The organism is Cupriavidus sp. SW-Y-13 (assembly GCF_009793345.1).
Classification (GTDB): domain Bacteria; phylum Pseudomonadota; class Gammaproteobacteria; order Burkholderiales; family Burkholderiaceae; genus Cupriavidus.
In genome coordinates, this window is sequence record NZ_WHLX01000002.1 from 1,974,352 (window position 1) to 1,997,064 (window position 22,713).

The following is a 22,713-nucleotide window of genomic DNA, read 5'->3' on the forward strand; positions in this document are numbered from 1 at the left end:
ATCAAGGAGTCTACCCATGGCATATATCGACGGATTCTTGCTGGCTGTGCCCACGGACAAACGAGAAACCTATCGCGACGTGGCGGAAAAGAGCGCCGTGCTATTCAAGGAACACGGCGCGCTGAAGGTGGTGGAATGCTGGGGAGACGATGTGCCGGAAGGCAAGGTCACATCGTTCCCGATGGCCGTCAAACGCAAGGACGACGAGACCGTGGTGTTCTCGTGGATCTGGTGGGCGGACAAGGCGAAGCGCGACGCCGGCATGGCAGCCGTCATGCAGGACGCGCGCTTCAAGGAGATCATGGAGCCGATGCCTTTCGACGGACAACGCATGATCTTCGGCGGCTTCGAGGTAATCGTCGACGCCTAGGCTGTCGCAACCTAGGCCGTTGCCACCGACCGCTGCCTTGCCACTTCCGCCTGCGGTGCCCCCGCACTGTCTGCATGGAGCGTGAAGTCGAAACTGATCTTCGCGAACGGCCGGTCAGCGCCGGCCGCCTGCATCGCAGCCTGATCGTCCACGCGCGTCACTGCTGGCACCAGCCCCTCGCGTGTGGCGAAAGCAAAGTCGTCCCACAGGAACGGATCGCCATCGATATTGATTTGCGTAGTAAGCTTGCGGTGTCCCTTTGCGGAAACAAAGAAGTGGATGTGCGCCGGGCGGGTGCCATGCCGATCCAGTTGCTTGAGCAGCCGATCCGTCGTGCCATTGGGCGGCACGCTGTAGCCCACCGGCATGATGCTGCGGAAGCGATAGCGTCCTTGCTCATCGGTCACGATGCTGCGGCGCAGGTTGAATGCGCTTTGCGTGGGATCGAAGTGCGAGTAGTTGCCGAGCGAGTTGGCGTGCCACACCTCCACCACGGCACCCGGCAGCGCGTTGCCGTTGGCGTCCCTGACCTGTCCTTCCATGAACAGCAGTTCCCCTTCATCGGTGCCGTCGTCCAGGCGCGCCGCGCCCTGGGCCACGGGTGCGCCTGCGACATAGAGCGGCCCTTCGATGGTGCGCGGCGTGCCACCCGCGATACCCACCTTTGCCTCGGCCTCGTCCATGCGCAGATCGAGGAAATGGTCGAAGCCGAGTCCCGGCGCAATCAGTCCCAGTTCGCCACCCCGTCCCGCCTCGGCCAGGAAGTTGAGTCCCGACCAGAATTCCTCGGGCTGCACATCGAGGTCTTCGATCATGTAGAACAGGTCGCGCACCATCCGGTGCACGATCGCGGCGATGCGCGGATTGGCATGCTGGCCGGTGGTCTCCTCGATGTGGTTGAGCACCGCGTCGATCTGAATCTTGTCCATGGTTGTCTCCTTCGTGGGGTGGTCTTCGTTGTTACAGCGAACGGAACAGCGGACTGCGTGTGGCCTGGCTGGCATCGGCGGCCGACAGGAACTTCTCGGTGAAGATGTCTTTCTCGAACAGCCTGCCTTGCATGAGCTTGGCGATGCAGGCTTCGATCATCGGCGGCGGCCCGCACAGGTAGGCACGCCAGCCGCGAAAGTCGTGGCCGAAATGGCTCGACGCCACGTCATGCACGTAGCCACGCTCGCCGGCCCACGTGCTGGCCTGTGGTTCGGCGGACAACACCGGTACATACGTGAAGTTGTCGTGCTGCTCTGCCAGCGCCGCGAACTCCGCGCAGTAATACAGTTCATCGACGGTACGCGCGCCCTGTACCAGTACGATCTGTCGCGTATCGCCGGATTCGAGCAAGTCCAGCACCATCGAGCGCGGACTCGACAGTCCCGATCCGCCGGCCATGAACACCAGCGGACGCGGATCGCTCTTGCGCACGAAGAAGCGTCCCAGCGGCCCGGACAACTGCAGCCGCTCGCCAACCTTCAATTGCTCGTGGATGTAGGTGGTGGCACTGCCACCGGGTACGAGTCGGATATTTAGTTCGATCTCGTCGGACGAAGGCGCCGACGCAATCGAAAACGCACGCGGTGCCGCTTCCTTGCCGATCCAGACATTGACGTACTGCCCGGGCTGGAAACACATGGCCTCGCCACCTTCGATACGCAGGAACACACCCTTGATGGTGGGCGTCAGCGATTCGATGCGCGTGACTTCCGCCGTGAAGTCCAGCAGCGGCAAACACGCGTGATCGGGATCGGGCTCGATGTCCGCTTCGATGGTCATGTCGGACAGCAACGTGGCGCAGCAGGCCAGGCACTTGGCTTCCTCGCGCTCGAAGTCCATCAGCGCGAACGGCGACGCTTCGCCGTGTTCGATCTCGCCGTCGAGCGTCTGGACCTTGCAGGTGCCGCACAGGCCGTGACCGCAGGCATGAGGCAGCCAGACACCGGCACGCAGGCAGGCGTCGAGGACCGTCTGGCCCTCGGCCACATCGATGGTCTGGCCCAGCGGTTCGATGGTCAGTTGATAGCTCATGACAATCTCTCCCTCGCTTCAGTTGCAGGAGCCGGCGATGCCGCGCAATTCCGGCGTGCGCAGCCGCAGCAATGACTTGTGGCCCAGGCCGTTGTCGATCAGGCTGGCTTGCGCATCCGGCGTGAACGGCGTGTTGCCGCGCAACCACTGGACTGATGTCCAATCGATGACAGCGCCTTCGGGATGTGCACCCAGCAGCGGCACGATCACGTTATCGACGAGCGCGCTGAACGGCATGTCAGGCGGCAACGGCAGTGTGAAAGGACTGCAGAACAGGCGATGCTGATCCCAGCCGAAGTACACAAGCTGGTTGCCTCCAAAATTCTCCACGCGATCGCGGACCTCACCCGTGTAGCCGGGCGCTAATGCAATGACTGGCATGATGTGTCTCCGTTGTCTTGTCGAGCGTGCGTGCGTGCGGGCTTATTCGTGGCCCGTCCAGCGCTGCCAGTTCGCCCGGTCAGGCGAATCCGCATAGTCGCCGCGGTCTTCCGGCTTCAAGTGATACCAGTCCAGTACCTCGGGCAGCGTGGCGCCGCCGCAGTTGCCCTGGAAGATCTGGTGCACCGGCAACCACGCCTGCACATACTTCTCCGGTTCATCCACGAAGATGTCGCGGCAGCCATCCGAACAGAAGTGGTAGTGATCGCCGTTGTGCTCGGCCTCGCGATAGCAGATCTGCGTCGGATCGTCGGGCTCGGTAAAGGCCATCGGAATCTGGCAGATCTGGCACAGCATCGGCAGACCCGGATTGGTCCAGCGCTTGCCAGCTTCCTGTTGCTGCTTCCAGTAGTCGAAGCGCGGCCGATAGTGTTCGTCGAAACTGTCCGGGTACTTCTGCGCGAGCCAGTCCATTTCATTGGGCTCGGGCACCCACGTATGAATCGCCGCTGCATGGTTGAAGTTGTAGAAGATCGACCACGCGATATGCGAGAGGTGATCCTTCTCCTTGGCGGCCTGCTCGTGATACTTCGGCATGCGGATGCCATAGCGCGCCAGGTCGGTGAACAGCGCGCCACCGTTCTGCTCGAAGTAGATCTCCCAGGCTTCCTTCCAGCTCATCACGCGCTTCGGACACATGTAGTCCATCATCATCGCCACCAGCGTCAACAGCCGATAGCCGCGCCAGAACCACTTGTCGATCCACTTCTGGATGATCGGCAAGTTGGCAGGGTCCTGCTCCAGCATGAACTTGACCACCTCCAAGCCCAGCGTCATGTGCCGCGATTCATCGGATTGCGCCGAGAAGCCGAACGTCACCGTGGCCATGTCGCCGTTGTACGCGGCGCCCGACATGAACGGCATGAACAGCAGGTTGGTCAGCACGTATTCGAACGAGAACGAGATGGCCGTGATGAACTCGAACGGCCCCGCCGTCATGGCATCCTCGAAGTACGACTTCGGCACCGACAGATACCAGAGGCGGTCATGCAGATGGCGCCAATCGGAGAACCCGTTGAAGAACTTGTTGTAGTGGCTGATGGTGTGGATCTGCGTCTGGCAGTGGCGCAGTTCGTCGATCGATTGCATCTGGCAGGCCACGCGCGCACCCACGCCGCGCAGGCTGCGGCCCGTCATGGCGAAGCCGCGATGCGCCGCATATTCGAGCGGCGACACGCCCGTCAGGAACAGCTTCAGCGCATTGACGTAGCGGGCATCGCTGACATTGAGCTGGCCGTTGTTCTGCTGGAAGGCGTCGATGATCGCGTAGAGCTTGCGTTCCTTCTCGGACTGGAATTTCCAGTACGAATCCATGGTCAGGCGGAACGGGTCTTCCCAGCCGTCCCAGTCGTGAATCACGATGCCTTCGAACTTGTCGTGCGGGAACACGCGGTCCATCGGCTGGTAGGTGGTGTCCCATCCCAGGTCGCGCGTCAGGATCGCGTATTTCTCGCGGATCGACAGCTTCGGCTTGACGGCTGCCCGTGCGGCCGCTGCGGTGGCGGTAGTGGTGGTCATGGTCTGTCTCCTGCGCAGTGCGCGCTCAGTGCCACGCGAGCACGAATGCGTCTTCGGTTTCGTCGATATTGCCGGCCAGCGAGATCAGGCCGAGTTGCAGTTCCTGCAGATCCCACGCGCGGCCAATGCGTTCTTCCACGCTGGCGCGATGGATGGACAGTCGACCCGGGGCGTCGATCTTCACCATGGCGGGGTAGCGATGCACCGTGGCGTGCGGGTTGTCCTCTACGATGGCGTCGATCACGGCGCGCATGTCCTCGGTGGCTTGCAGGGCGATGAACACGGGTGCGTTACTCATGGTGGTCTCCCGATTCGGACTGGCGGGTCAGGCCGAGGCCGGACAGTCGCTTGTTCAGCGCATCGACGGCGCTCGCCAGTTCGGCCTCGCCATCCGAGCCGAACAACCGCAACGACAAGGGCCGCAGCGCGTGCGTGAATCGATCGAGCCATTCGAACGCGAACCCTGCGATGACGGCAGCGTTCTCCGGGCTTTCCTGCGCGGCCGTCTTGACCGTGGCGTCCACCCAGCGTGTGGACTCCGCATACCAGACCGCCATGAAATCCGTCACCAGCGAGAAGGCCGGGTTGGTGGCCGAGCGGTAGCGATCGAACTGCTGGTACACGAGTGGATAAACGAGACCATCAAGTACAAGGTTCTGCGCCACATGCAGTTCGAACCAGTCATCGCGCACGAGCAGGTCTTCCGAGGCGTGGCGCAGCGGCTGCCACGTCATGTCTTCCATCCAGGCCGTCTTGGCCTGCTCCACGGCCTCCTTGTCGCCGATCACCAGTCCCAGGCGCGTCAGATACTGCGCGATGCCGAGGCGATCCATCGTATGGAACATCGCCGCCTGCGTGATGGCCGAGCCAAAGCCGTACGCGGTAATCGCAGCGTTGTTCATGTTCGCCGCCCACTCCAGATGGCGCAGCGGCACCACACCGGTAATCAGCACGTCTCGCACGTCCGCAGGTAGCGCGCCCAGCAGTCCGCGCTTCTCGACGAACTCGAAGTTCTTCTCCATCGCATCCTGCTGACGGGCGCGGGCGTTGACGTAGGCACCGTAGAAGTACTGCCGGGGGTCCTTCAGCGCGTACCAGTCCTGCATGACCACGCGGGTGCGGCGTGCATCGTAGAGTTCGTACTGTGGTTGCCAGAGCGGACGATAGTGAAAGCTCGTCACCGGCTGCAGGTCGAACATGGCCTCTTGATAGCGCGTGGCTGGCTTGTCAGCACCGAGTCGCCGCGCAATATGGGCGAAGGTTTGCCGGATCGGACTGACGCTGCTGTCGGTCCGGATATCGATTTGCATGGCTGTCTCCTGGTGTTCTTGTGGGCTTCAAATACGATCTGACGGGGCGGGCAGTGTTTGCGCAGACTGATCGACGCAGAACTGCTGGAAGTGCGCGGGCGGCATCACCAGCTCCACGAAGATGGCCGGGTCACCAATCGAAAACTCGAATTCGACCCAGCGTTCGTCGCGCTCGACCACACGCACATAGCGCTGGTCCTTGAGGGAAAGGGGCATGTCTCGCTCCGGTTGCGTTGCACGCGCCGTTTGGCGGCGCATTTTTTTTGAAGTCTTGTGCAGGACCTATAGCGAGCGGCGTGCCAGCTGACGAGAAGCGTTGTGGCACAAGGCTTTGCGGCCGATTCCTTGCGATGCCGGAGCGCAAGGCTGCTTGATCATTTGATGAGGTGATCAGGGCCGATTTCATCAAATGATCAAATCGGCATTCGCTGCGCCGCAGCATTGATGCGAGGAGTCGCATTTGCCCCTATGCGGCGATAGAAAGGCGCATGCTAGGCTTGCGGAAAACCGAGGCGTTTCGCCAGAAAACGTCCGCATGAACTCCGGAGTGAGAGGATGACAACGCCCCCCAAGCTGCCCGAACAACCCCTGCAAGAACCCTCTGAAGCGCCGTCCTCGGGACCGGATCTTTTCGACCTCGCATCGCTTCTGACGATCGATGCCAAGGCCGCGCAGATCCGCCTGGGCGAATCGCGCATGGTGCTGATGCATACGGAAGCGCTGAGCTATCTGCGCCGCGAGATTCTGGACACCCTTGGCCTGGAACGCGGCAAGGGTCTGCTGATCCGCATGGGCTATGCGCAAGGCATGCGCGACGCCGAGATGGTCAAGCGCGAACGCAAGGAAGAACTCGCCAGTTCCCCGCACGAGGCATTCCTGTGGGGTCCGCAACTGCATATGCTCGAAGGCGTCACGCGCGTGGAACCGGTGCGGCTGGAAGTGGACCGCGACACCGGCCACTTCTACGGCGAGTTTCTCTGGAAGGATTCGTGGGAAGGCGAAGCGCCGTTCAATGAAGAACTCAGCCGCGAAGAAGCTGGCTGCTGGGTGCAGCTTGGCTATGCATCGGGCTATTCGAGCACCTTCATGGATCGGCTGGTCATCTACAAGGAAACCGAGTGCGCACGGCGTGGCGATGAACAGTGCCGCATTGTCGGCAAGCCCGCCGAGGCATGGGACGATGCCGAGTATCTGAAATACTTCGAACCCGATTCCGTCATCAGCGATCTGCTCTCGCTGCAACAAGAAGTCAGCACGTTGCGCGAAACGCTGTGCGGTGCCAACCAGGGCAATCTGATTGGCCAGTCGCCTGCATTCCGCGAGGCATTCGCGCTATTGTCCGCCGCCGCCGACAGCCACATCACCGTGCTGTTGACTGGCGAAACCGGTGCGGGCAAGGAGATGTTTGCGCGCTGGCTGCATGACAACGGCCCGCGTCGCGAGCAGCCGTTCATTGCAGTGAACTGCGCGGCGATTCCGCATGAACTGATCGAATCCGAACTGTTTGGCGTGGAGAAAGGCGCCTACACCGGTGCGCAGCAATCGCGTCCGGGACGCTTCGAGCGCGCGCATGGCGGCACGCTCTTTCTCGATGAGATCGGCGACCTGCCACTCGCCGCGCAGGTCAAACTGCTGCGCGTGTTGCAAAACAACGAGGTGGAACGACTGGGCGGTGTGGAAGCACGCAAGGTCAACGTACGGCTGATTGCTGCGACCAACGTGAACCTGGCACAGGCGATCAAGCTGGGGCAGTTTCGCGCAGACCTGTTCTATCGGATCAGTACGTATCCCGTGTCGATCCCCGCATTACGCGAGCGCAAGGACGATATTCCGGAACTGGCACAGGCGTTCATCACGCGTTTCAACGCGCGCTATCAGAAGCAGGTGCGCGGCCTGACGGGCCGCGCACGCGACGCGCTCACGCAATATCCGTGGCCCGGCAATATCCGCGAACTCGAAAACATGATCGAGCGTGGCGTGCTGCTGGCGTCGCCCACGGGCATGATCGATGTGCCACACCTGTTCGCGAGCCAGCAGGCCGGCGCAGACTGCCCGGATGCCGGAGAAGATACCGATGCGCAGATCGAGCGACTGCTGAACCAGGGACTATCGTTGCCGCAGATCGAGGCAAAGCTGATGCAACTTGCCATGACAACCACGCGCGGCAACCTGTCGTCGGCCGCGCGCATGCTCGGCATCACGCGGCCACAACTGGCTTATCGATTGAAGAAAGACGCTTAAGCGCTCAGAACTCCACCATCGCGAAGTCTTCCTTGCCGACATCGCACTCCGGGCAGCGCCAGTCGTTGGGGATGTCTTCCCAGCGCGTGCCGGGTGCGATGCCATCCTCGGGCCAGCCCGCCGCTTCGTCGTAGACCCAGCCGCAGATGATGCACACCCACTGCTTGAATTCGGTCTCGACGGCGGGCGCTTCGCTTTGCGCAGTGTTACCTGCGCTGCTCGCGGCCTTGTCGCCGGCCGGATCTTCGAGGCTGAAGACGAGCGGTGCGGCGGTGCCTTCGGTGGCGCGGGCCAGATGGCTTTGCAGGCGCTCCAGCAGGGCCTGGGCTTCCTCCAGCGAGAGATCGACCCAATACGGATCGCCAGCGCCATCGTTCAGGCGTTGCGGAGAAAACTGAAGTTCGACGGAAGTGCCTTTCGTGTACATGCGGGGGCGAGTGCAGAGTAGAAAAGAAAACAGCGCCGTATATGGCGCCGTTTTCCTGAACTTCAAGTGACCTGCGTGTCATCTCGTCACAAGAAGCCTTCAGGTCTTTCCTTGCGAGAAGCTGCTGCTCACCTGCCCACCCGCCACCGAATACAGCGCACCGGGTGCGTTACGCGTCTTCTGGAAATCTTCCAGCGACTGTCCGCGCATGGCCGCATAGATGTGCAGGTTCGACACACCGCTGACGGCACCGAGCTTCTCCAGCAGGAAGAAGATGACGCCGTAATGAATCATGCCGCGCCAGTCGCGCCGCGTGATGAGATCGCGTTCCTCATCGTTCAGCTTGGCTTCCTCATACGTGGCAACGGGATCATTGCGGAAGCGCTCGCGGAATTCGGGATCGATCAGTTGATGCAGATAGCGATTGATCCGATACGCGCGCACGCTGGTCTCCAGCGTGAACGGGTACGTGCCTTCGAGCGCCTCGATACCCTTCAATTGATGACCGATACGTTCGCGCTGGATTGCCGCGCGATCGGCAATCGCTGCATCGCTTTCCGTCTCGGCATCCTCGTACACCGCCACCGCGATGCCCGTCATCGACGGCAGGTAGTAGTCGCGATGCAAGCACCGCACGTGTTGACCCATCGCTCCGCGCATCACCATCCACATCACGACCTCGGCGCTCTCGAAACCACCGCGCTTGGCAAACTCGGCATGCGTGATGTCGAGCAGCGTCTCGGGCTCGCGCTCGAAGCGGTCGAGAAACTCGTGATCCCACGCGGTGTTGTTGAAGCCCGCGCGCTCGCCATGCACCTGGTGCGACAAGCCACCCGTTGCCACCACGGCCACCTTGATATCCTCGGGGAAGCTCTCTACCGCACGGCGGATGGCCTGGCCGAGCTTGAAGCAGCGTCGCGCCGTGGGTGCCGGGAATTGCAGCACGCCGACTTGCAGCGGCAGGATCTTGACCGGCCATTCGCCATCGTGCGGCAGCATCACCGACATCGGCGAGAAGCATCCGTGATCGAGCGCCTTGTCCTGGAAGAACGACATGTCGAACTCGTCGGCCACGAGCGATGCGCCCACGTGCCGCGCCAGCGCAACGTGTCCGCGCGCAGGCGGCAACGCACGTGGGCCGCCGCCTTCGTCAGCCGCTTCATATTGTTCGCCGATGCCCAGTGCAAACGCCGAGTAGTGATCGAAGAAGAACGACGTGACGTGATCGTTGTAGATCACCAGCAACACGTCGGGCTGCTTCTGCGCCAGCCATTCGCTGACTGGCGCATAGGCCGCGAAAATCGGCGCCCACGCGGGGTCCTGCTGCTTGCCCGCATCGAGCGCGAAGCCGATGGTGGGCGTATGGGATGACGCGATCGCGCCGATAATCCTTGCCATGTCTTTTCTACCGTAACAACTTCAAGCCGTGACCGGATGCGGTTGTGCCTTCCGGGTCGAAACAATGGAAATGGCTGCGAGCGTGGCGGGAATGGCCAGCACGGCAATCACGGCACTGAACGTCCATCCCATCGACAACAGCACGCCGCCTGCCATCGAACCGGTAATGCTGCCAAAGCGACCGATGCCGAGCATCCAGCTCACACCCGTGGCGCGCACCGGCGTGGGATAGCACTGCGGTGCGAAGGCGTTGAGACCGGTTTGCGCACCGCTCATGCAGAAGCCCGCCAGCAGCACGTATGCGGCGAACATCGACGATGTGACGCTGCCCGATGCCAGCAGCAGGATAAACACCGCCCCCATCACATACGATACGCCGATCACGCGGTTCGGTGCGAAGCGGTCCATGCAGTAACCCACCACGAGCGCACCAACGGTGCCGCCCAACTGGAACAACGCCGTGAGATTGGCCGCGCGCTCGATCGGCAGGCCGGCATCCTTGATCAGCGTGGGCAGCCATCCACTCAGCAGGTAGATCACCAGCAGGCCCATGAAATACGTGGCCCACAACGCCAGCGTCATGCTGCGGAAGCCCGACGACAGCAGCGTGCGCACCGGCTGCTTGCCAGACACCGGCGGCTCGCTGAGCGTGAACGTGGTGCCATCGGCAATATTGCTGCCCACTACGCGACGCAGCGTGCGGGCGATACGATCCGGCGACGCGTTGCGCACCACCATGTAACGCACCGACTCCGGAATCAGCAGCATGTAGAACGGCAGGCAGATCAGCGGAATCGCACCGCCGACGATCAGCACTGCGCGCCAGCCATGATGCGGAAGAATCGCGGCGGCACCAAAACCCACCAGTGCCGAACCGAGGTTGAAACCCGTGAACATCGTGGCCAGCAACATGCTGCGCGAACGCTCGGGCACATACTCGGACAGCAGCGTCGTGGTGCTGGGCATGGCAGCACCCAGGCCCAGGCCCGTCAGAAAGCGCAGCAGCGACAGCGTGGCCACGCTATCCGCGAAAGCACACAGCAGGTTGAACAGGCCGAACAGGAAGATCGATACCAGCAGCAGCTTCTTGCGGCCAAAGCGGTCGGACAGCGGTCCCACCATCAGCGCACCGGCTGCGAGACCGAGCGGTGCCGCGCTCATCACCAGACCGAAGGCCGCTTTCGAGATCCCCCATTCGCGGGTGATGTCCGGTGCCAGAAAGCCCATGATCGCCACGTCGATGCCATCGGTGGCCACAATCAAAAAGCACAGCACCAGCAGCAGCCACTGGTAGCCGGACATCTTTCGTTCGTTGATATGCTCTCGAATATCGAGCCGTTGGGTTGTCATCGTGCCGTCTCCTGGCGTTCCGCCGCGCCGTACGCAGCGGATTCTCGTTATCAAATCTCTAATCGCCGCGAGCGCGGCCGGCCATGCACCCCCTTGCACATGGCAACGGCAGTCTACGTTTTGGCAGGATTCGCAGTATTGCTTTGTGGGGCGCGCTGCGTTGCCTTTTACTTATCGGTTGGGGTTTCCATGGATTGGCTCGCCTGTCGCAGCGCGGCGATCAGGGCATCGGCACCCGGCGACAGCCGTGCACCGGCGCGCGTGGTGATACCGATGCTGCGCGTGGTGTCGCGCAGAGGCAGATCCAGCTCGCGCAGCCATCCTGCGTCGATCTCGTGACGCAACTGGTGTGCGGACAGCGCGGTCACCATATCGCCCTGCAGCAATAGACCGCGTACCAGCGCCAGATCGCCGGTTTCCACCAGCGGCTGCGGCAGCGCAAGCCCGCGTGAGGCGAACACGCCATCGAGTGCCTGCCGCGATGGTGATGCGGCACGCGACAACACCCATGGATAGGGCGCCAGGTGTTCCAGTTTGAGCCGCTTCCTTCCGGCCAGTGGATGCGATGCGCGCGCGATCAGCGCGATGCGGTCGGCAAACAGCACTTCCGTGGCAAGCCCCTGTGAAGGATGCGGACGTAGTGCGCCGAGAATGAAATCGATACGTCCACTGAGCAGGCCCGCTGTCAGTTCCTCATAGGGACTTTCCAGGGTCTCGAAGGACAGGCGCGGGTGGCGACTATGTACATCGGCAATCGCCATCGGCAGCAGCAACGTACGGCCCAGCGGCAACGCGCCGATAGTGACAGCGCCTACGAGCACCCCCTGCAACGCGGCGATATCGGCGCGAATGTGACGCAGATCCGCCAGCGCACGCTCGAAGCGCACCACCCAACGGCTCCCCACGTCGGTCGGGACCATGCCGCGCGCCGTGCGCGTGAAGATGGGCTGGCCCAGTGCATCTTCAAGACGCGATATCGCCTGACTGACGGCCGATTGCGAGACGCCAATCGACGCGGCAACGCTGGGCATGTGATGGACTTCGGCCAGCAACGCCGCCACTTCGAGCCGACGTTCGTTGTGCAGGGCTTCCAGACTCGCCACCGTGACACCGGGCCGCGTGCGCAGCCGCACGGCTTCCTCGCGCACCTCGCGCAACGCCGCCTCGATATGGCGCGCCCGCTCCAGCACGATCTCTCCGGCGCGCGTCAGCAACATGCCGCGCCCCTTGCGCTCGAACAGCGCCACGCCAAGCGTCTGCTCCAGCGCCGCCACCGAACGCGCGATGGCGGACGATGCCCGATGCAGCGTTTCAGACGAGCGGCGCACGCCGCCGGCCGCCGCCACACCGGCAAAGACGTGAAGGTGATGCAGGCTGACTGTCTCCATGTCGTTCTCTTTCTCGTTCTGTTCTTGTCCCCGCGATAAGCAGATTAGAACAATTGTCCCGCGACATCGCAACCAAGGATTTGTAGCGGACGCTGATACTTGCGAGCACTGAACGACCTTGCACCACGCCATGACGCCCTGCCGAGAATCCGATCTGCGCGCCATTTCCTGCACCCTGATGCGGGGTGGCACGTCGCGCGGACCATTCTTTCTGGCCAGCGATCTGCCGCAGGACATTGCCACGCGCGACCGCGTGTTGCTGGCCGCGATGGGCAGTCCCGATCCCCGACAGATCGATGGACTCGGCGGCGCACATCCGCTGACCAGCAAGGCCGGTATCGTCTCGCGCGGCACGCCGGGGCATGCCGATCTCGACTTCACGTTCGCGCAGCTACAGCCGAATGGCGACACCGTGGACACCACGCCCAACTGCGGCAATATGCTGGCCGCCGTGCTGCCCTTCGCCATCGAGCGCGGCCTCATCACGCCGCAGGGCGATGTCACGCGTGCCCGCGTCCACACACGCAACACGGGCATGCTTTGCGATATCACGATGCAGACGCCGCAAGGCAAGCCACGTTTCGGTGGCGATGCGCGCATCGACGGCGTGCCCGGCACTGCTGCGCCCATCGTGATCGATTTCCTCGATACCGCTGGTTCTGTCTGCCGCGCGATGCTGCCCACTGGCAACGCCATCGATACGTTGACGATCCCCGATCCGCGCAGCGGCAAGCCTTTCAGCGTGACCGCCACGCTGATCGACAACGGCATGCCGATGGTGCTGATTCGCGCCGCCGATCTGGACCGCACCGCGCGCGAGGCCGTGGCCGATCTCAATGCCGATACTGTGCTGAAGCAGCGCATCGAAGCATTGCGGATCGTGGCGGGCGAGGCCATGGGACTCGGCAACGTCGCCAGCAAGAACTATCCCAAGATGTGCCTGATCGCATCGCCGCGCGATGGCGGCAGCCTTTCCACGCGCTGTTTTATCCCTCGCGTTTGTCACGACGCGATTGGCGTGCTGGCGGCAATCACGGTCGGCACCGCATGCGTGTTGCCCGGCACCGTCGCCGAAGGTGTCGCCGTGATCGACGCCGGCCCGATCCATACGATTGGCGTGGAGCATCCCACCGGCGCCTTCACCGTCGAACTCGAAACCGATCCGGCGCGTCCCGGAGCGATTCTCCGCAGCGCGCTGGTCCGTACGGCGCGTCCCATCATGCGCGGCGAGGTGCTGGTGCCATCCAGCGTCTGGCCTGACTGACACCTGTTCATGATCATCGATTGCCACGGCCATTTCACTACGGCCCCTGCGTCCCTCGAAGCCTGGCGCCAACGCCAGATCGCCAGCCTGACTGCGCCGGAGCTCGCGCCTTCCATCGACGACCTGCGCATCTCCGACGATGAACTGCGCGACGCTATCGAAGGCAACCAGCTACGTCTGATGCGCGAGCGCGGCGCGGACCTGACGATCTTTTCGCCGCGCGCCTCGTTCATGGCACACCACATCGGCAATGCAGAAACCAGCGCCACATGGGCGGCCATCTGCAACATGCTCTGCCATCGCGTGGCGCAGCTATATCCCAAGCATTTCGTGGGTGCGGCCATGCTGCCGCAGTCGCCCGGTGTGGATACGCGCACATGCGTGGCCGAACTCGAGCGCTGCGTGCGTGAATACGGATTCGTCGGCGTGAACCTGAATCCCGATCCGTCTGGCGGACACTGGACCTCGCCACCGCTCTCGGACCCGCACTGGTTCCCGATCTACGAAAAGATGGTGGAGCTGGACGTGCCCGCGATGATCCACGTCAGCACGAGTTGCAACGCGTGCTTCCACACCACGGGGGCGCACTACCTTAACGCGGATACCACAGCGTTCATGCAGGTGCTGACCAGCAACCTGTTCCAGCGCTTTCCCACGTTGAAGTTCGTGATTCCGCATGGCGGCGGCGCGGTGCCGTATCACTGGGGCCGCTTCCGTGGGCTGGCGCAGGAACTCAAGCTGCCACCGCTGCAGGATCACTTGCTGAACAACGTGTTCTTCGATACCTGCGTCTATCACCAGCCCGGCATCGATCTGCTGACACGCGTGATTCCCGTGCGCAACGTGTTGTTCGCCTCGGAAATGATTGGCGCGGTGCGTGGCATCGATCCCGAGACCGGCCACTACTACGACGACACGCGCCGCTATGTCGAGCATGCCGCGCTATCGGATGAAGACCGCCATCTGATCTTCGAAGGCAACGCACGACGCGTATATCCGCGCCTGGACGCGCAATTGAAGGTGCGCGGCATGTAGCAACCGATCGATTCATCCAGAAAAAAATCAACGGAGGAGAGAGAAATGAAACTGCGCCACCTGGCGTTGTCCATCGCGCTTGGCTTGCCCGCCATCGCACAGGCCCAGTCCGTGACGCTCTATGGCGTCGTGGATACCGGCATCGAGTATCTGAATCACGTCGGCACGGCCAGCAATTCCGTGGTGAAGATGGCCAACCTGAGCGGCACCGTACCGTCACGCTGGGGCCTGCGTGGCACCGAGGACCTGGGCAGCGGCCTCAAGGCCAATTTCGTACTCGAATCGGGCTTCGCGCCCGACAGCGGCGTGACGAACCAAGGTGGACGACTGTTCGGCCGGCAAGCATGGGTAGGGTTGAGCGGCAACTGGGGACAGGTCAGTCTGGGACGCCAGTACACGATGATGTTCTGGGCCATGCTCGACACTGACATCCTCGGACCCAACGCCTACGGCTCCAGTTCGCTCGACAGCTACCTGCCCAATGCACGCGCAGACAACGCCATCGCCTACAAGGGCAAATTCGGCGGCTTCACGGTGGGCGCCACCTACAGCTTCGGGCGCGATAGCGTGAACGCGGGACCGAGCCCGTCCGGCACGAACTGCGCCGGAGAGAACGCCGCGGACAAATCCGCGTGCCGCGAATGGTCGGCGATGCTCGGCTATGAAACCAACTGGTGGGGCATTCTGGGCGCGTACGATTCCCTGCGCGGCGGCCCCGGTGCATTCGGCGGTCTGACGTCGAGCGAGTTGAAGGATGATCGCGCCACGCTCGGCGGCTACATGCTCGTCGGCCATGCCAAGGTCGGCGCCGGCATACTTGCCCGCCGCAACGGCGCGCTCGCCACACCGCGCAGCAATATGTACTACGCGGGGCTGGCCTACGACATCACGCCGCAAATCACGCTGTCTGGCGAGGCGTTCTACCTCGACTATCGCCACAGCTCGGACCGCGCCTGGCTCGGCGCCGTCCGCGCCAGCTACGCGTTCTCCAAGCGCACCTCTGTCTACTCGACACTCGGCTACATCAACAACAACGGCAACCTCGCCCTCTCCGTGGACAGCGCATCCACCGGCGCCTCACCCGTGGCCGGCGGCTCGCAGCTCGGCGCGATGGTCGGCATCAAACACACCTTCTGACCCTGTTTCGGCACGCAGGGTGCTCTGCTTCCCACGCCCCGTCAGTGCTGGCGGCGCGTGGGTTTTTTTGTCGTGTTTGATCTGGCACCGTTGCGACGAGGGATCGACTGATGCACAATCGCATCACTGCCCTAATCTGTCCTCTCCCGGATGTATATACCGGTGATGACTCTAGGTCGATTGGCCCGCCTTGTGCGGGCCAACATTTTTTCTACCTCCCGCTTTTTTCTTCTCGGCCGCCATCGCGCGTGACACACTCGCGCATGCACCATCCTGGCGCGCCCTCTTGCCCTGCGGCGCAATCGGCAGTACCGTTTCGCGCCATGAGCGCTCCCACTCCCTCCTCTGAAAGTTCCGCCGTGCGTGTCGCGGTGATTGGTGCCGGCATCGTCGGCAGTTGCATCGCGCTGACGCTACGAAAGCGTGGTGCTGCGGTGACGCTGATCGATCGCGAAGGGCCGGCCAGCGGTTGCAGCTTTGGCAACTCCGGCGCGATCAGCGTCAGTTCCATTGCGCCGCTGGCGATGCCCGGCGTCTTGGCGTCGGTGCCGAAGATGCTGGTCGATCCCGATAGCCCATTGCATTTGCGGCTCGGCTATCTGCCTGCGGCGGCGTCGTGGCTGACACGCTTCGTGCTGTCGGCTTCGCCGGATCGCGTGGAGCAGGCGGCCAGCACGCTCGCCGCGCTGCACGCTGGGTCCATCGACAAGCACGAGGCGCTCACGCGCGAAGTGGGCGTGCCGGAACTCTTCCTGCGGCGCGGCCATCTGCATCTGTATCGCGATGCGCAGGCGCTGGCCGATGACAACGCGGCGTGGCAGTTGCGTGAGCGCTTCGGATTCCGTTTCGAGCGGCTCGACCGTGCGTGCATCGACGCGCTGGAACCCGGTGTTGCGCCGCACTATCAATCCGCCATCTACCTGGCCGATCACGCCACGATCCTCAACCCTGCGCGCTATACGCAAGCCGTTTCCGCCGCGTTCATCAACCGTGGCGGAGACTTCCTGCGTGACGACGTGCAAACGCTGCAACGCGATGGCGAACGCTGGACCGTCACGGGTACGAAGGGTACGCACACCTTTGATCATGTGGTGGTGGCTGCCGGTGCATGGTCGCGCAAGCTGCTCGATCCGCTTGGCGTGCGGCTGCATCTCGAAAGCCAGCGCGGCTATCACGTACAGTTCACCGGCGCGCGCGACATCGTTTCGCGCACGGTCGTGCTGACCGATCAGAAGATCTTTGTCACGCCGATGGAAGGTGGGTTGCGCGTGGGCGGCACCGTGGAGTTTGCGGGACTGAAACGTCCGCCCGATCCGCGTCGATCCGCGATTCTCGAACGCATTGCGCGCGAGACATTCCATGGACTCGATGGTCGCCCCGTGACTACGTGGATGGGCCATCGCCCCTGCATGCCCGACTCGGTACCGGTGATTGGCGCGGCGCCGGGTCAGCGTCACCTCTGGCTCGCCGTGGGCCATGGACATCTGGGACTGACCGATTCGATCAATACCGCCGAGCGCATTGCCGGTGCGTTGCTGGGCGCGTGACATATCGGCCAGCCAGTCAGGGAAATCGCTAACTCTCTCCGCGAGTAATTAGTTATACAGTAGAACAATTCAGCGGCAGGGTAGTTGCTCCCCTCTCCCCCTGGGAGAGGGGTTGGGGGTGAGGGCTGGAGGTTCTGCTTGCCAACCACGTCGCAATTTGCGCGGCCGGCCCTCACCCCGCCCCTCTCCCGCAAGCGGGAGAGGGGCGCACACCGCGAGCTAATCAAGAATCTGCGGGTCAAAATCGCGGAGGAGACATATGAAGATTGCAATTGCCGGCGGCGGCATTGGCGGGCTGACGCTCGCCCTGCTCTGTCATCGCCATGGGCTCGATGTCGAGGTGTATGAAGCCAGCGAGTCATTGCGTCCGCTTGGCGTCGGCATCAACCTGCTGCCCCATGCCGTGCGCGAACTCTCTGCGCTGGGTCTGCAGGATGCGCTCGCGCAGATTGCCATCGAAACGTCTTCGCTCTCCTACTACAACAAGCTCGGGCAACGCATCTGGCATGAACCGCGCGGGCGTGCGGCGGGTTACGACTGGCCGCAGTTCTCCGTGCATCGTGGCGAATTCCAGATGCTGCTGTACCAGACCGCGCTGGAGCGGCTTGGTGCAGATCGCATGCATACCGGGCATGCACTGGAGTCCATTGTCGACACGGGTGGTACATCGAACGCGCCCGCCCAATTCACGCTGCGCCGTCGCAGTGACAACGCGCTGGTGGAAGCAGAGGCGGATGTGCTGGTCGGTGCCGACGGCATTCATTCCGCAGTGCGGCGGCACTTCTATCCCACGGGCGATACCCCGCAGTTCTCGCGTCGCTTGCTGTGGCGTGCCACCACCGATGCGGCACCGTATCTCGATGGCCGCTCGATGTTCATGGCCGGTCATCAGGACCAGAAGTTCGTGGCCTATCCCATCTCTGCACCCCTGCACGCACAGGGTCGCTCGCGCATCAACTGGATTGCCGAATTGCGCGTGCCCGATGACTATCCCGATTCGCCGCCGCGCAGTGACTGGAACCGCGAAGTCGACAAGTCCGTGTTCCGCGCCGCGTTCGAACAGTGGCGCTGGGACTGGATCGATATTCCCGCATTGATCGATGGCGCCGAAGCCATCTACGAATTTCCGATGGTCGACAAGGACCCGCTGCCGCGCTGGACGTTTGGCCGCGTCACGCTGCTTGGCGACGCCGCGCATCCGATGTATCCGATTGGCTCGAATGGCAGCGCGCAAGCCATCGTCGATGCCCGCTATCTGCTGGATTGTCTGCTGGGCGAGCGCGATATCGGCTATGCCCTGCGTGAGTACGAGGCCGAGCGGTTGCCGCGCACCGCCGGCATCGTGCTGCGCAATCGCATGAACGGTCCCGAGCAGGTGATGCAGCTTGCCGAAGTGCGCGCGCCGCAGGGCTTTTCCAATATCGACGATGTGATTCCACGCAGCGAGCTTGAAGCCATCTCCCAGCGCTACAAGACGCTGGCAGGCTTTGGGCAGCAGCAGTTGCAGACGCCTCGCCCCTAGCTCATTCCCATAAGAAACGGAGAGACAACCATGCCCCAGTTCCGCATTCCCCGTGCCTGCATTGCCCTCGCTGCATTGAGCATCGTCAGCGGTGCCGCCCTGGCCGACGTGACCGTTGGCGTCAGCATTGCGTCCACCGGCCCATCGGCTTCGCTCGGCATTCCGCAGAAGAACACCATGCCGTTCCTGCCCGAGACCATCGGCGGCGAGAAGATCCGCTACATCGTCATGGACGATGCCTCCGACCCGACACAAGGTACGAAGATTGCGCGACGCTTTGTCTCCGAGGACAAGGTCGACATCATCCTCGGATCGTCGGCCGTGGCGCCTTCGATCGCGATTTCCGAAGTGGCCGACGAGAGCCAGACCGTGCAGCTCGCGTTCTCGCCCATCGAACTGAAGCCGGGCCGTGGCGCATGGACGTATCGCCTGGCGCAACCGGTCAGGCTGATGGCCGATGCGGTGGCCACTGCCGCCAAGGGCAATGGCGTGAAGACCGTGGCGTTCATTGGCTTTGCCGATGCCTATGGCGAGACCTGGCTCAAGGAGTTCACCGCTGCCGCCGAAACCAACGGCATCCGCGTCATTGCGGCCGAGCGTTACGCGCGGTCGGACACCAGCGTGACCGCGCAAGTGCTGAAGCTGATGTCCGCGCGCGCCGATGCGGTATTGATTGCCGGTGCGGGCACGGGTGCCGCGCTGCCGCACACCACGTTGCGCGAGCGCGGCTATACGGGGCCGATTTACCAGACGCACGGCGCGGCCACGCGTGACCTGATCCGCATCGGCGGCAAGGCCGTGAACGGTGCGATCCTGCCGGCCGGTCCCGTGATCGTGGCGGAGCAACTGCCCGCGAGCAGCGAGGTCAAGAAGCCGGGCATGGACTACGTGACACGCTATGAGAAGCAATATGGTCCCGAGACGCGCACGCAGTTCGGCGCGCATCCATACGATGCCGGTCTCGTGTTGCAGCGTATCGTGCCGGTGGCGTTGAAGAAGGCGAAGCCGGGTACGCCGGAGTTCCGCAAGGCGTTGAAGGATGCGCTGGAAAGCGAGCGCAACATCGTGGTATCGCATGGCGTGCTCAACTACACCGCGCAGGATCACTTCGGCTTCGATCAGCGCGGACGTGTGCTGCTCACCATCGAGAACGGTAACTGGAAGCTGCTCAAATGACGCCGGATATCGCCACGCCGACGCTGGAGCACATTGCAGACTTCAGCTTGCAGGTGGCGCCCCCTACCGAGGTTGGCGTCACGCCACTGGGCCAGCGCCGCGTGATCCCGATCCTGTCGGGTACCGTGCGCGGACCGCGCCTCAACGGGCATGTCGTGCCGGGTGGCGCAGATTTCCAGTTGATCCGGCATGCGGGTGGCGATGATGTCACCACCGCCGACATCGAGGCACGCTACGTGCTGGAGACGCATGACGGTGCGCGCATCTACATCGTCAATGCAGGGGTGCGCAGCGGCCATGCCTCGGTCATCGCGCGCCTGAATCGTGGCGAACAGGTCGATCCGGCCGAGATCTACTTCCGCACGGCGCCGCGCTTTGAAACTGCAGCGCCGCAGTATCGATGGCTCATGCAGCATCTCTTCGTCGCCTCTGGCGCACGCTTTCCCGATCGCGTGGAACTGCGTTACTTCATGGTGCGCTGACGCATGCCCATTTCCCGCAAACCGCGCGAGACGCTGGCCCCCGACCCTGACACCGGCCACTTCGAACCGCATGTCCCCGATGTGGACTACGGCGTGCTCGATTCACTGATCGGATATGCGATCCGCCGTGCGCAGATTCGCGTCTACGAAGATTTCGTTTCATCGCTCGCTGCGTGGAACATCACGCCCCCGCGTTTTTCTGCGTTGCAGATCATTGGCCGCAATGCGGCATTGAAGCTGACCGACCTCGCGCAGATCCTTGGCATCGCACGTTCCGGTGCAGTGTTGCTGGTGGATGCGCTGGAATCGATGGGACTCGTGGAGCGTTTGCCATCGGCAACGGATCGGCGCGCGTATGGGCTGGCGTTGACTGACGCAGGAAGGCAGACGCTGGAGGACGTGACCGCAGCAGTTTGTGCGCATGACGCGCGGATTGCTGCAGGGTTGTCGGCGGAGGAACAGGGAGTGTTGAAGGGGTTGTTGGAGCGGTTGGGGCGTTGACGCGGCCTCTCCTCCGGTTTTGGCTCCCCTCTCCCACAAAGTGGGAGAGGGGTTGGGGGAGAGGGCCGGAGGCTCTGCTTGCCGACCACGTCGCGGTTTGCACCGCCTGCCCTCTCCCCCGCCCCTCTCCCGCTTGCGGGAGAGGGGAGCAAACCTTCGCGGAGCGGTCGCGTTTAGGGCCTGTCAGGAATTTTGTGTGTAGGGCATAACATGTCGTTAAGGAGCATGTATGCCACGCAAACCGAAAGCCCCATTGCGGGAATTGCCCGCCATCCCGAAGGAATTGATTGATCAGTTCGTCAAAGGCCCGATGACCGCCGAGGCGGTGCAGGATGCGGCCATGGCGTTCAAGAAGGCGCTGATCGAGCGTGCGCTGGGTGCCGAACTGGGCCATCACCTGGGCTATCCAGCCGGTACCGAGCGCCCGGCAGAGACAACCAATCAGCGCAACGGCAAGAGTGCCAAGACGGTGCTGACCGAGGACGGGCCGCTGCGCCTGGACATCCCGCGCGATCGGGATGGCAGCTTCGCTCCGATCTTGATCCCCAAGCACGAGCGGCGCTTCACGGGGTTCGATGACAAGATCATCGCCATGTACGCCCGCGGCATGACGGTTCGCGAGATTCAGGCGTTTTTGGTCGAGCAGTACGGCACCGAGGTTTCGCCCGAGTTCATCAGCTCGGTGACCGACTCGGTGATGGAGGAGATCACGGCATGGCAGGGCCGTCCGCTCGAGATCATGTACCCGGTGGTGTTCTTCGATGCCCTGCGGGTCAAGATGCGCGAGGACGGCGTGGTGCGCAACAAGGCCGTCTATCTGGCGCTCGGCGTCTTGCCCGATGGGACGCGCGACATCCTTGGCCTATGGATCGAAACCACCGAGGGCGCCAAGTTCTGGATGAAGGTCTTCAACGATCTTAAAACGCGCGGCACGCAGGACATCCTGATTGCGGTGACCGACGGCCTCAAGGGCATGGAGCCCGCGTTAAACGCCGTATTCCCGAACACCACGCTGCAGACCTGCATCGTGCATCTGATCCGGGGCAGCCTGGACTACGCAGGGTGGAAGGACCGTCGGGCGGTGGCCGCAGCGCTCAAACCGATCTACACGGCGCCCAGCGCGGAAGCGGCCATGGCCGAGTTGGCAGCCTTTGAGCAAGGGCAATGGGGACAGCGGTACACACCGATCCCGGCTGCCTGGCGCCGGGCTTGGGATCAGGTCATTCCATTCTTTGCATTCCCGCCGGCGATCCGCAAGATCATCTACACGACGAATGCCATCGAAAGCATCAACGCGCAGCTACGCAAGATCATCAAGACCCGAGGCCACTTCCCCAGCGACGAAGCTGCCACCAAGCTGTTGTGGCTGGCCCTGCGCAACATCACTGGAAAATGGGGGATGGCAACGCATGACTGGAAGGCGGCCATGAATCAGTTCGCAGTGTTGTACGAAGACCGATTTACCCACCCGCACCTCTGAGAGAATGCAGGCTTGCCAATCCATTCGACCGGCAAGCCTCTAGCTGTCCTGCACACAAAAAAACTGACAGGCCCTCAAGATACGACATCGGCAATTTGAACTGC

The 22,713-nt window shown here is 62.8% G+C and carries 22 protein-coding genes; 11 read left to right on the top strand and 11 right to left on the bottom strand.

From position 1 onward, the window contains the following. Positions 1–16: 16 nt before the first annotated feature. A complete protein-coding gene (locus tag GA566_RS24340) occupies positions 17–370 on the top strand; it encodes a DUF1428 domain-containing protein (RefSeq protein WP_137927815.1) in 354 nt (117 codons plus the stop codon). A gap of 11 nt (positions 371–381) precedes the next feature. Here GA566_RS24340 and catA read toward each other — a convergent pair whose 3' ends face one another. Genes catA through GA566_RS24375 form a run of 7 tightly spaced genes read right to left on the bottom strand, consistent with a single transcriptional unit; the run spans position 382 to position 5,877 of the window. Then, positions 382–1,299 carry a catechol 1,2-dioxygenase gene (gene catA, locus GA566_RS24345; protein ID WP_137927814.1) on the bottom strand — a complete coding sequence of 306 codons (918 nt, stop codon included), beginning with the start codon at positions 1,297–1,299 and terminating at the stop codon, positions 382–384. A 31-nt stretch (positions 1,300–1,330) separates the two neighbouring features. Further along, entirely contained in the window at positions 1,331–2,392 is a 1,062-nt protein-coding gene (locus GA566_RS24350; RefSeq protein WP_160474272.1) for an NADH:ubiquinone reductase (Na(+)-transporting) subunit F, read from the bottom strand. 18 nt (positions 2,393–2,410) lie between these two features. After that, entirely contained in the window at positions 2,411–2,773 is a 363-nt protein-coding gene (locus GA566_RS24355; RefSeq protein ID WP_137927812.1) for a phenol hydroxylase subunit P4, read from the bottom strand. Positions 2,774–2,815: 42 nt separating this feature from the next. Then, complete coding sequence (locus tag GA566_RS24360) at positions 2,816–4,351, bottom strand: aromatic/alkene/methane monooxygenase hydroxylase/oxygenase subunit alpha (protein WP_160474273.1); 1,536 nt, start codon at positions 4,349–4,351, stop codon at positions 2,816–2,818. A gap of 25 nt (positions 4,352–4,376) precedes the next feature. After that, the gene (locus GA566_RS24365; protein ID WP_137927810.1) at positions 4,377–4,649 is read right to left on the bottom strand and encodes an MmoB/DmpM family protein; all 273 of its coding nucleotides are present in this window, start codon (positions 4,647–4,649) and stop codon (positions 4,377–4,379) included. Next, positions 4,642–5,661 carry an aromatic/alkene monooxygenase hydroxylase subunit beta gene (locus tag GA566_RS24370; protein WP_160474274.1) on the bottom strand — a complete coding sequence of 340 codons (1,020 nt, stop codon included), beginning with the start codon at positions 5,659–5,661 and terminating at the stop codon, positions 4,642–4,644. The genes GA566_RS24365 and GA566_RS24370 overlap by 8 nt, the downstream gene beginning before the upstream one ends. 27 nt (positions 5,662–5,688) lie before the next feature. Then, positions 5,689–5,877 carry a phenol hydroxylase subunit gene (locus GA566_RS24375; protein ID WP_160474275.1) on the bottom strand — a complete coding sequence of 63 codons (189 nt, stop codon included), beginning with the start codon at positions 5,875–5,877 and terminating at the stop codon, positions 5,689–5,691. A 339-nt stretch (positions 5,878–6,216) separates the two neighbouring features. Here GA566_RS24375 and GA566_RS24380 point away from each other — a divergent pair, with 339 nt between their 5' ends. Continuing rightward, the gene (locus tag GA566_RS24380) at positions 6,217–7,902 is read left to right on the top strand and encodes a sigma-54-dependent Fis family transcriptional regulator (protein WP_237380624.1); all 1,686 of its coding nucleotides are present in this window, start codon (positions 6,217–6,219) and stop codon (positions 7,900–7,902) included. A gap of 4 nt (positions 7,903–7,906) precedes the next feature. Here GA566_RS24380 and GA566_RS24385 read toward each other — a convergent pair whose 3' ends face one another. From GA566_RS24385 to GA566_RS24400, 4 genes are all read right to left on the bottom strand, one after another. After that, positions 7,907–8,329, bottom strand: a complete 423-nt coding sequence (locus GA566_RS24385) for a rubredoxin (protein WP_160474276.1) — start codon at positions 8,327–8,329, stop codon at positions 7,907–7,909. A gap of 99 nt (positions 8,330–8,428) precedes the next feature. Further along, the gene (locus tag GA566_RS24390) at positions 8,429–9,727 is read right to left on the bottom strand and encodes a gallate dioxygenase (RefSeq protein WP_160474277.1); all 1,299 of its coding nucleotides are present in this window, start codon (positions 9,725–9,727) and stop codon (positions 8,429–8,431) included. 21 nt (positions 9,728–9,748) lie between these two features. Then, positions 9,749–11,077, bottom strand: a complete 1,329-nt coding sequence (locus tag GA566_RS24395) for an aromatic acid/H+ symport family MFS transporter (RefSeq protein WP_160474278.1) — start codon at positions 11,075–11,077, stop codon at positions 9,749–9,751. 167 nt (positions 11,078–11,244) lie between these two features. After that, on the bottom strand, positions 11,245–12,465 hold the full coding sequence (locus tag GA566_RS24400; RefSeq protein WP_137927805.1) for a LysR family transcriptional regulator: 1,221 nt from the start codon (positions 12,463–12,465) through the stop codon (positions 11,245–11,247). A 130-nt stretch (positions 12,466–12,595) separates the two neighbouring features. Between GA566_RS24400 and GA566_RS24405 the strand changes: the two genes are divergently transcribed. From GA566_RS24405 to GA566_RS24445, 9 genes are all read left to right on the top strand, one after another. Beyond that, positions 12,596–13,729 carry a 4-oxalomesaconate tautomerase gene (locus GA566_RS24405; protein WP_137927804.1) on the top strand — a complete coding sequence of 378 codons (1,134 nt, stop codon included), beginning with the start codon at positions 12,596–12,598 and terminating at the stop codon, positions 13,727–13,729. A gap of 9 nt (positions 13,730–13,738) precedes the next feature. Beyond that, positions 13,739–14,764 (top strand): amidohydrolase family protein, encoded by a 1,026-nt coding sequence (locus GA566_RS24410; protein ID WP_160474279.1) that lies wholly within the window; start codon positions 13,739–13,741, stop codon positions 14,762–14,764. 45 nt (positions 14,765–14,809) lie between these two features. Continuing rightward, positions 14,810–15,901: a porin gene (locus GA566_RS24415; RefSeq protein WP_160474280.1), complete on the top strand. Its 1,092-nt coding sequence runs from the start codon at positions 14,810–14,812 to the stop codon at positions 15,899–15,901. Positions 15,902–16,224: 323 nt separating this feature from the next. Beyond that, positions 16,225–17,448 carry an FAD-binding oxidoreductase gene (locus tag GA566_RS24420; protein ID WP_160474281.1) on the top strand — a complete coding sequence of 408 codons (1,224 nt, stop codon included), beginning with the start codon at positions 16,225–16,227 and terminating at the stop codon, positions 17,446–17,448. 259 nt (positions 17,449–17,707) lie between these two features. Further along, on the top strand, positions 17,708–18,970 hold the full coding sequence (locus GA566_RS24425; RefSeq protein ID WP_160474282.1) for a flavin-dependent oxidoreductase: 1,263 nt from the start codon (positions 17,708–17,710) through the stop codon (positions 18,968–18,970). Positions 18,971–19,000: 30 nt separating this feature from the next. Next, entirely contained in the window at positions 19,001–20,146 is a 1,146-nt protein-coding gene (locus GA566_RS24430) for an ABC transporter substrate-binding protein (RefSeq protein WP_137927799.1), read from the top strand. Then, the gene (locus GA566_RS24435) at positions 20,143–20,628 is read left to right on the top strand and encodes a DUF3237 domain-containing protein (RefSeq protein ID WP_137927798.1); all 486 of its coding nucleotides are present in this window, start codon (positions 20,143–20,145) and stop codon (positions 20,626–20,628) included. Before GA566_RS24430 ends, GA566_RS24435 begins: the two co-directional genes overlap by 4 nt. 3 nt (positions 20,629–20,631) lie before the next feature. Next, positions 20,632–21,129 (top strand): MarR family winged helix-turn-helix transcriptional regulator, encoded by a 498-nt coding sequence (locus GA566_RS24440; protein WP_160474283.1) that lies wholly within the window; start codon positions 20,632–20,634, stop codon positions 21,127–21,129. A gap of 229 nt (positions 21,130–21,358) precedes the next feature. Further along, a complete protein-coding gene (locus GA566_RS24445) occupies positions 21,359–22,609 on the top strand; it encodes an IS256 family transposase (protein WP_160471830.1) in 1,251 nt (416 codons plus the stop codon). Positions 22,610–22,713: the final 104 nt, after the last annotated feature.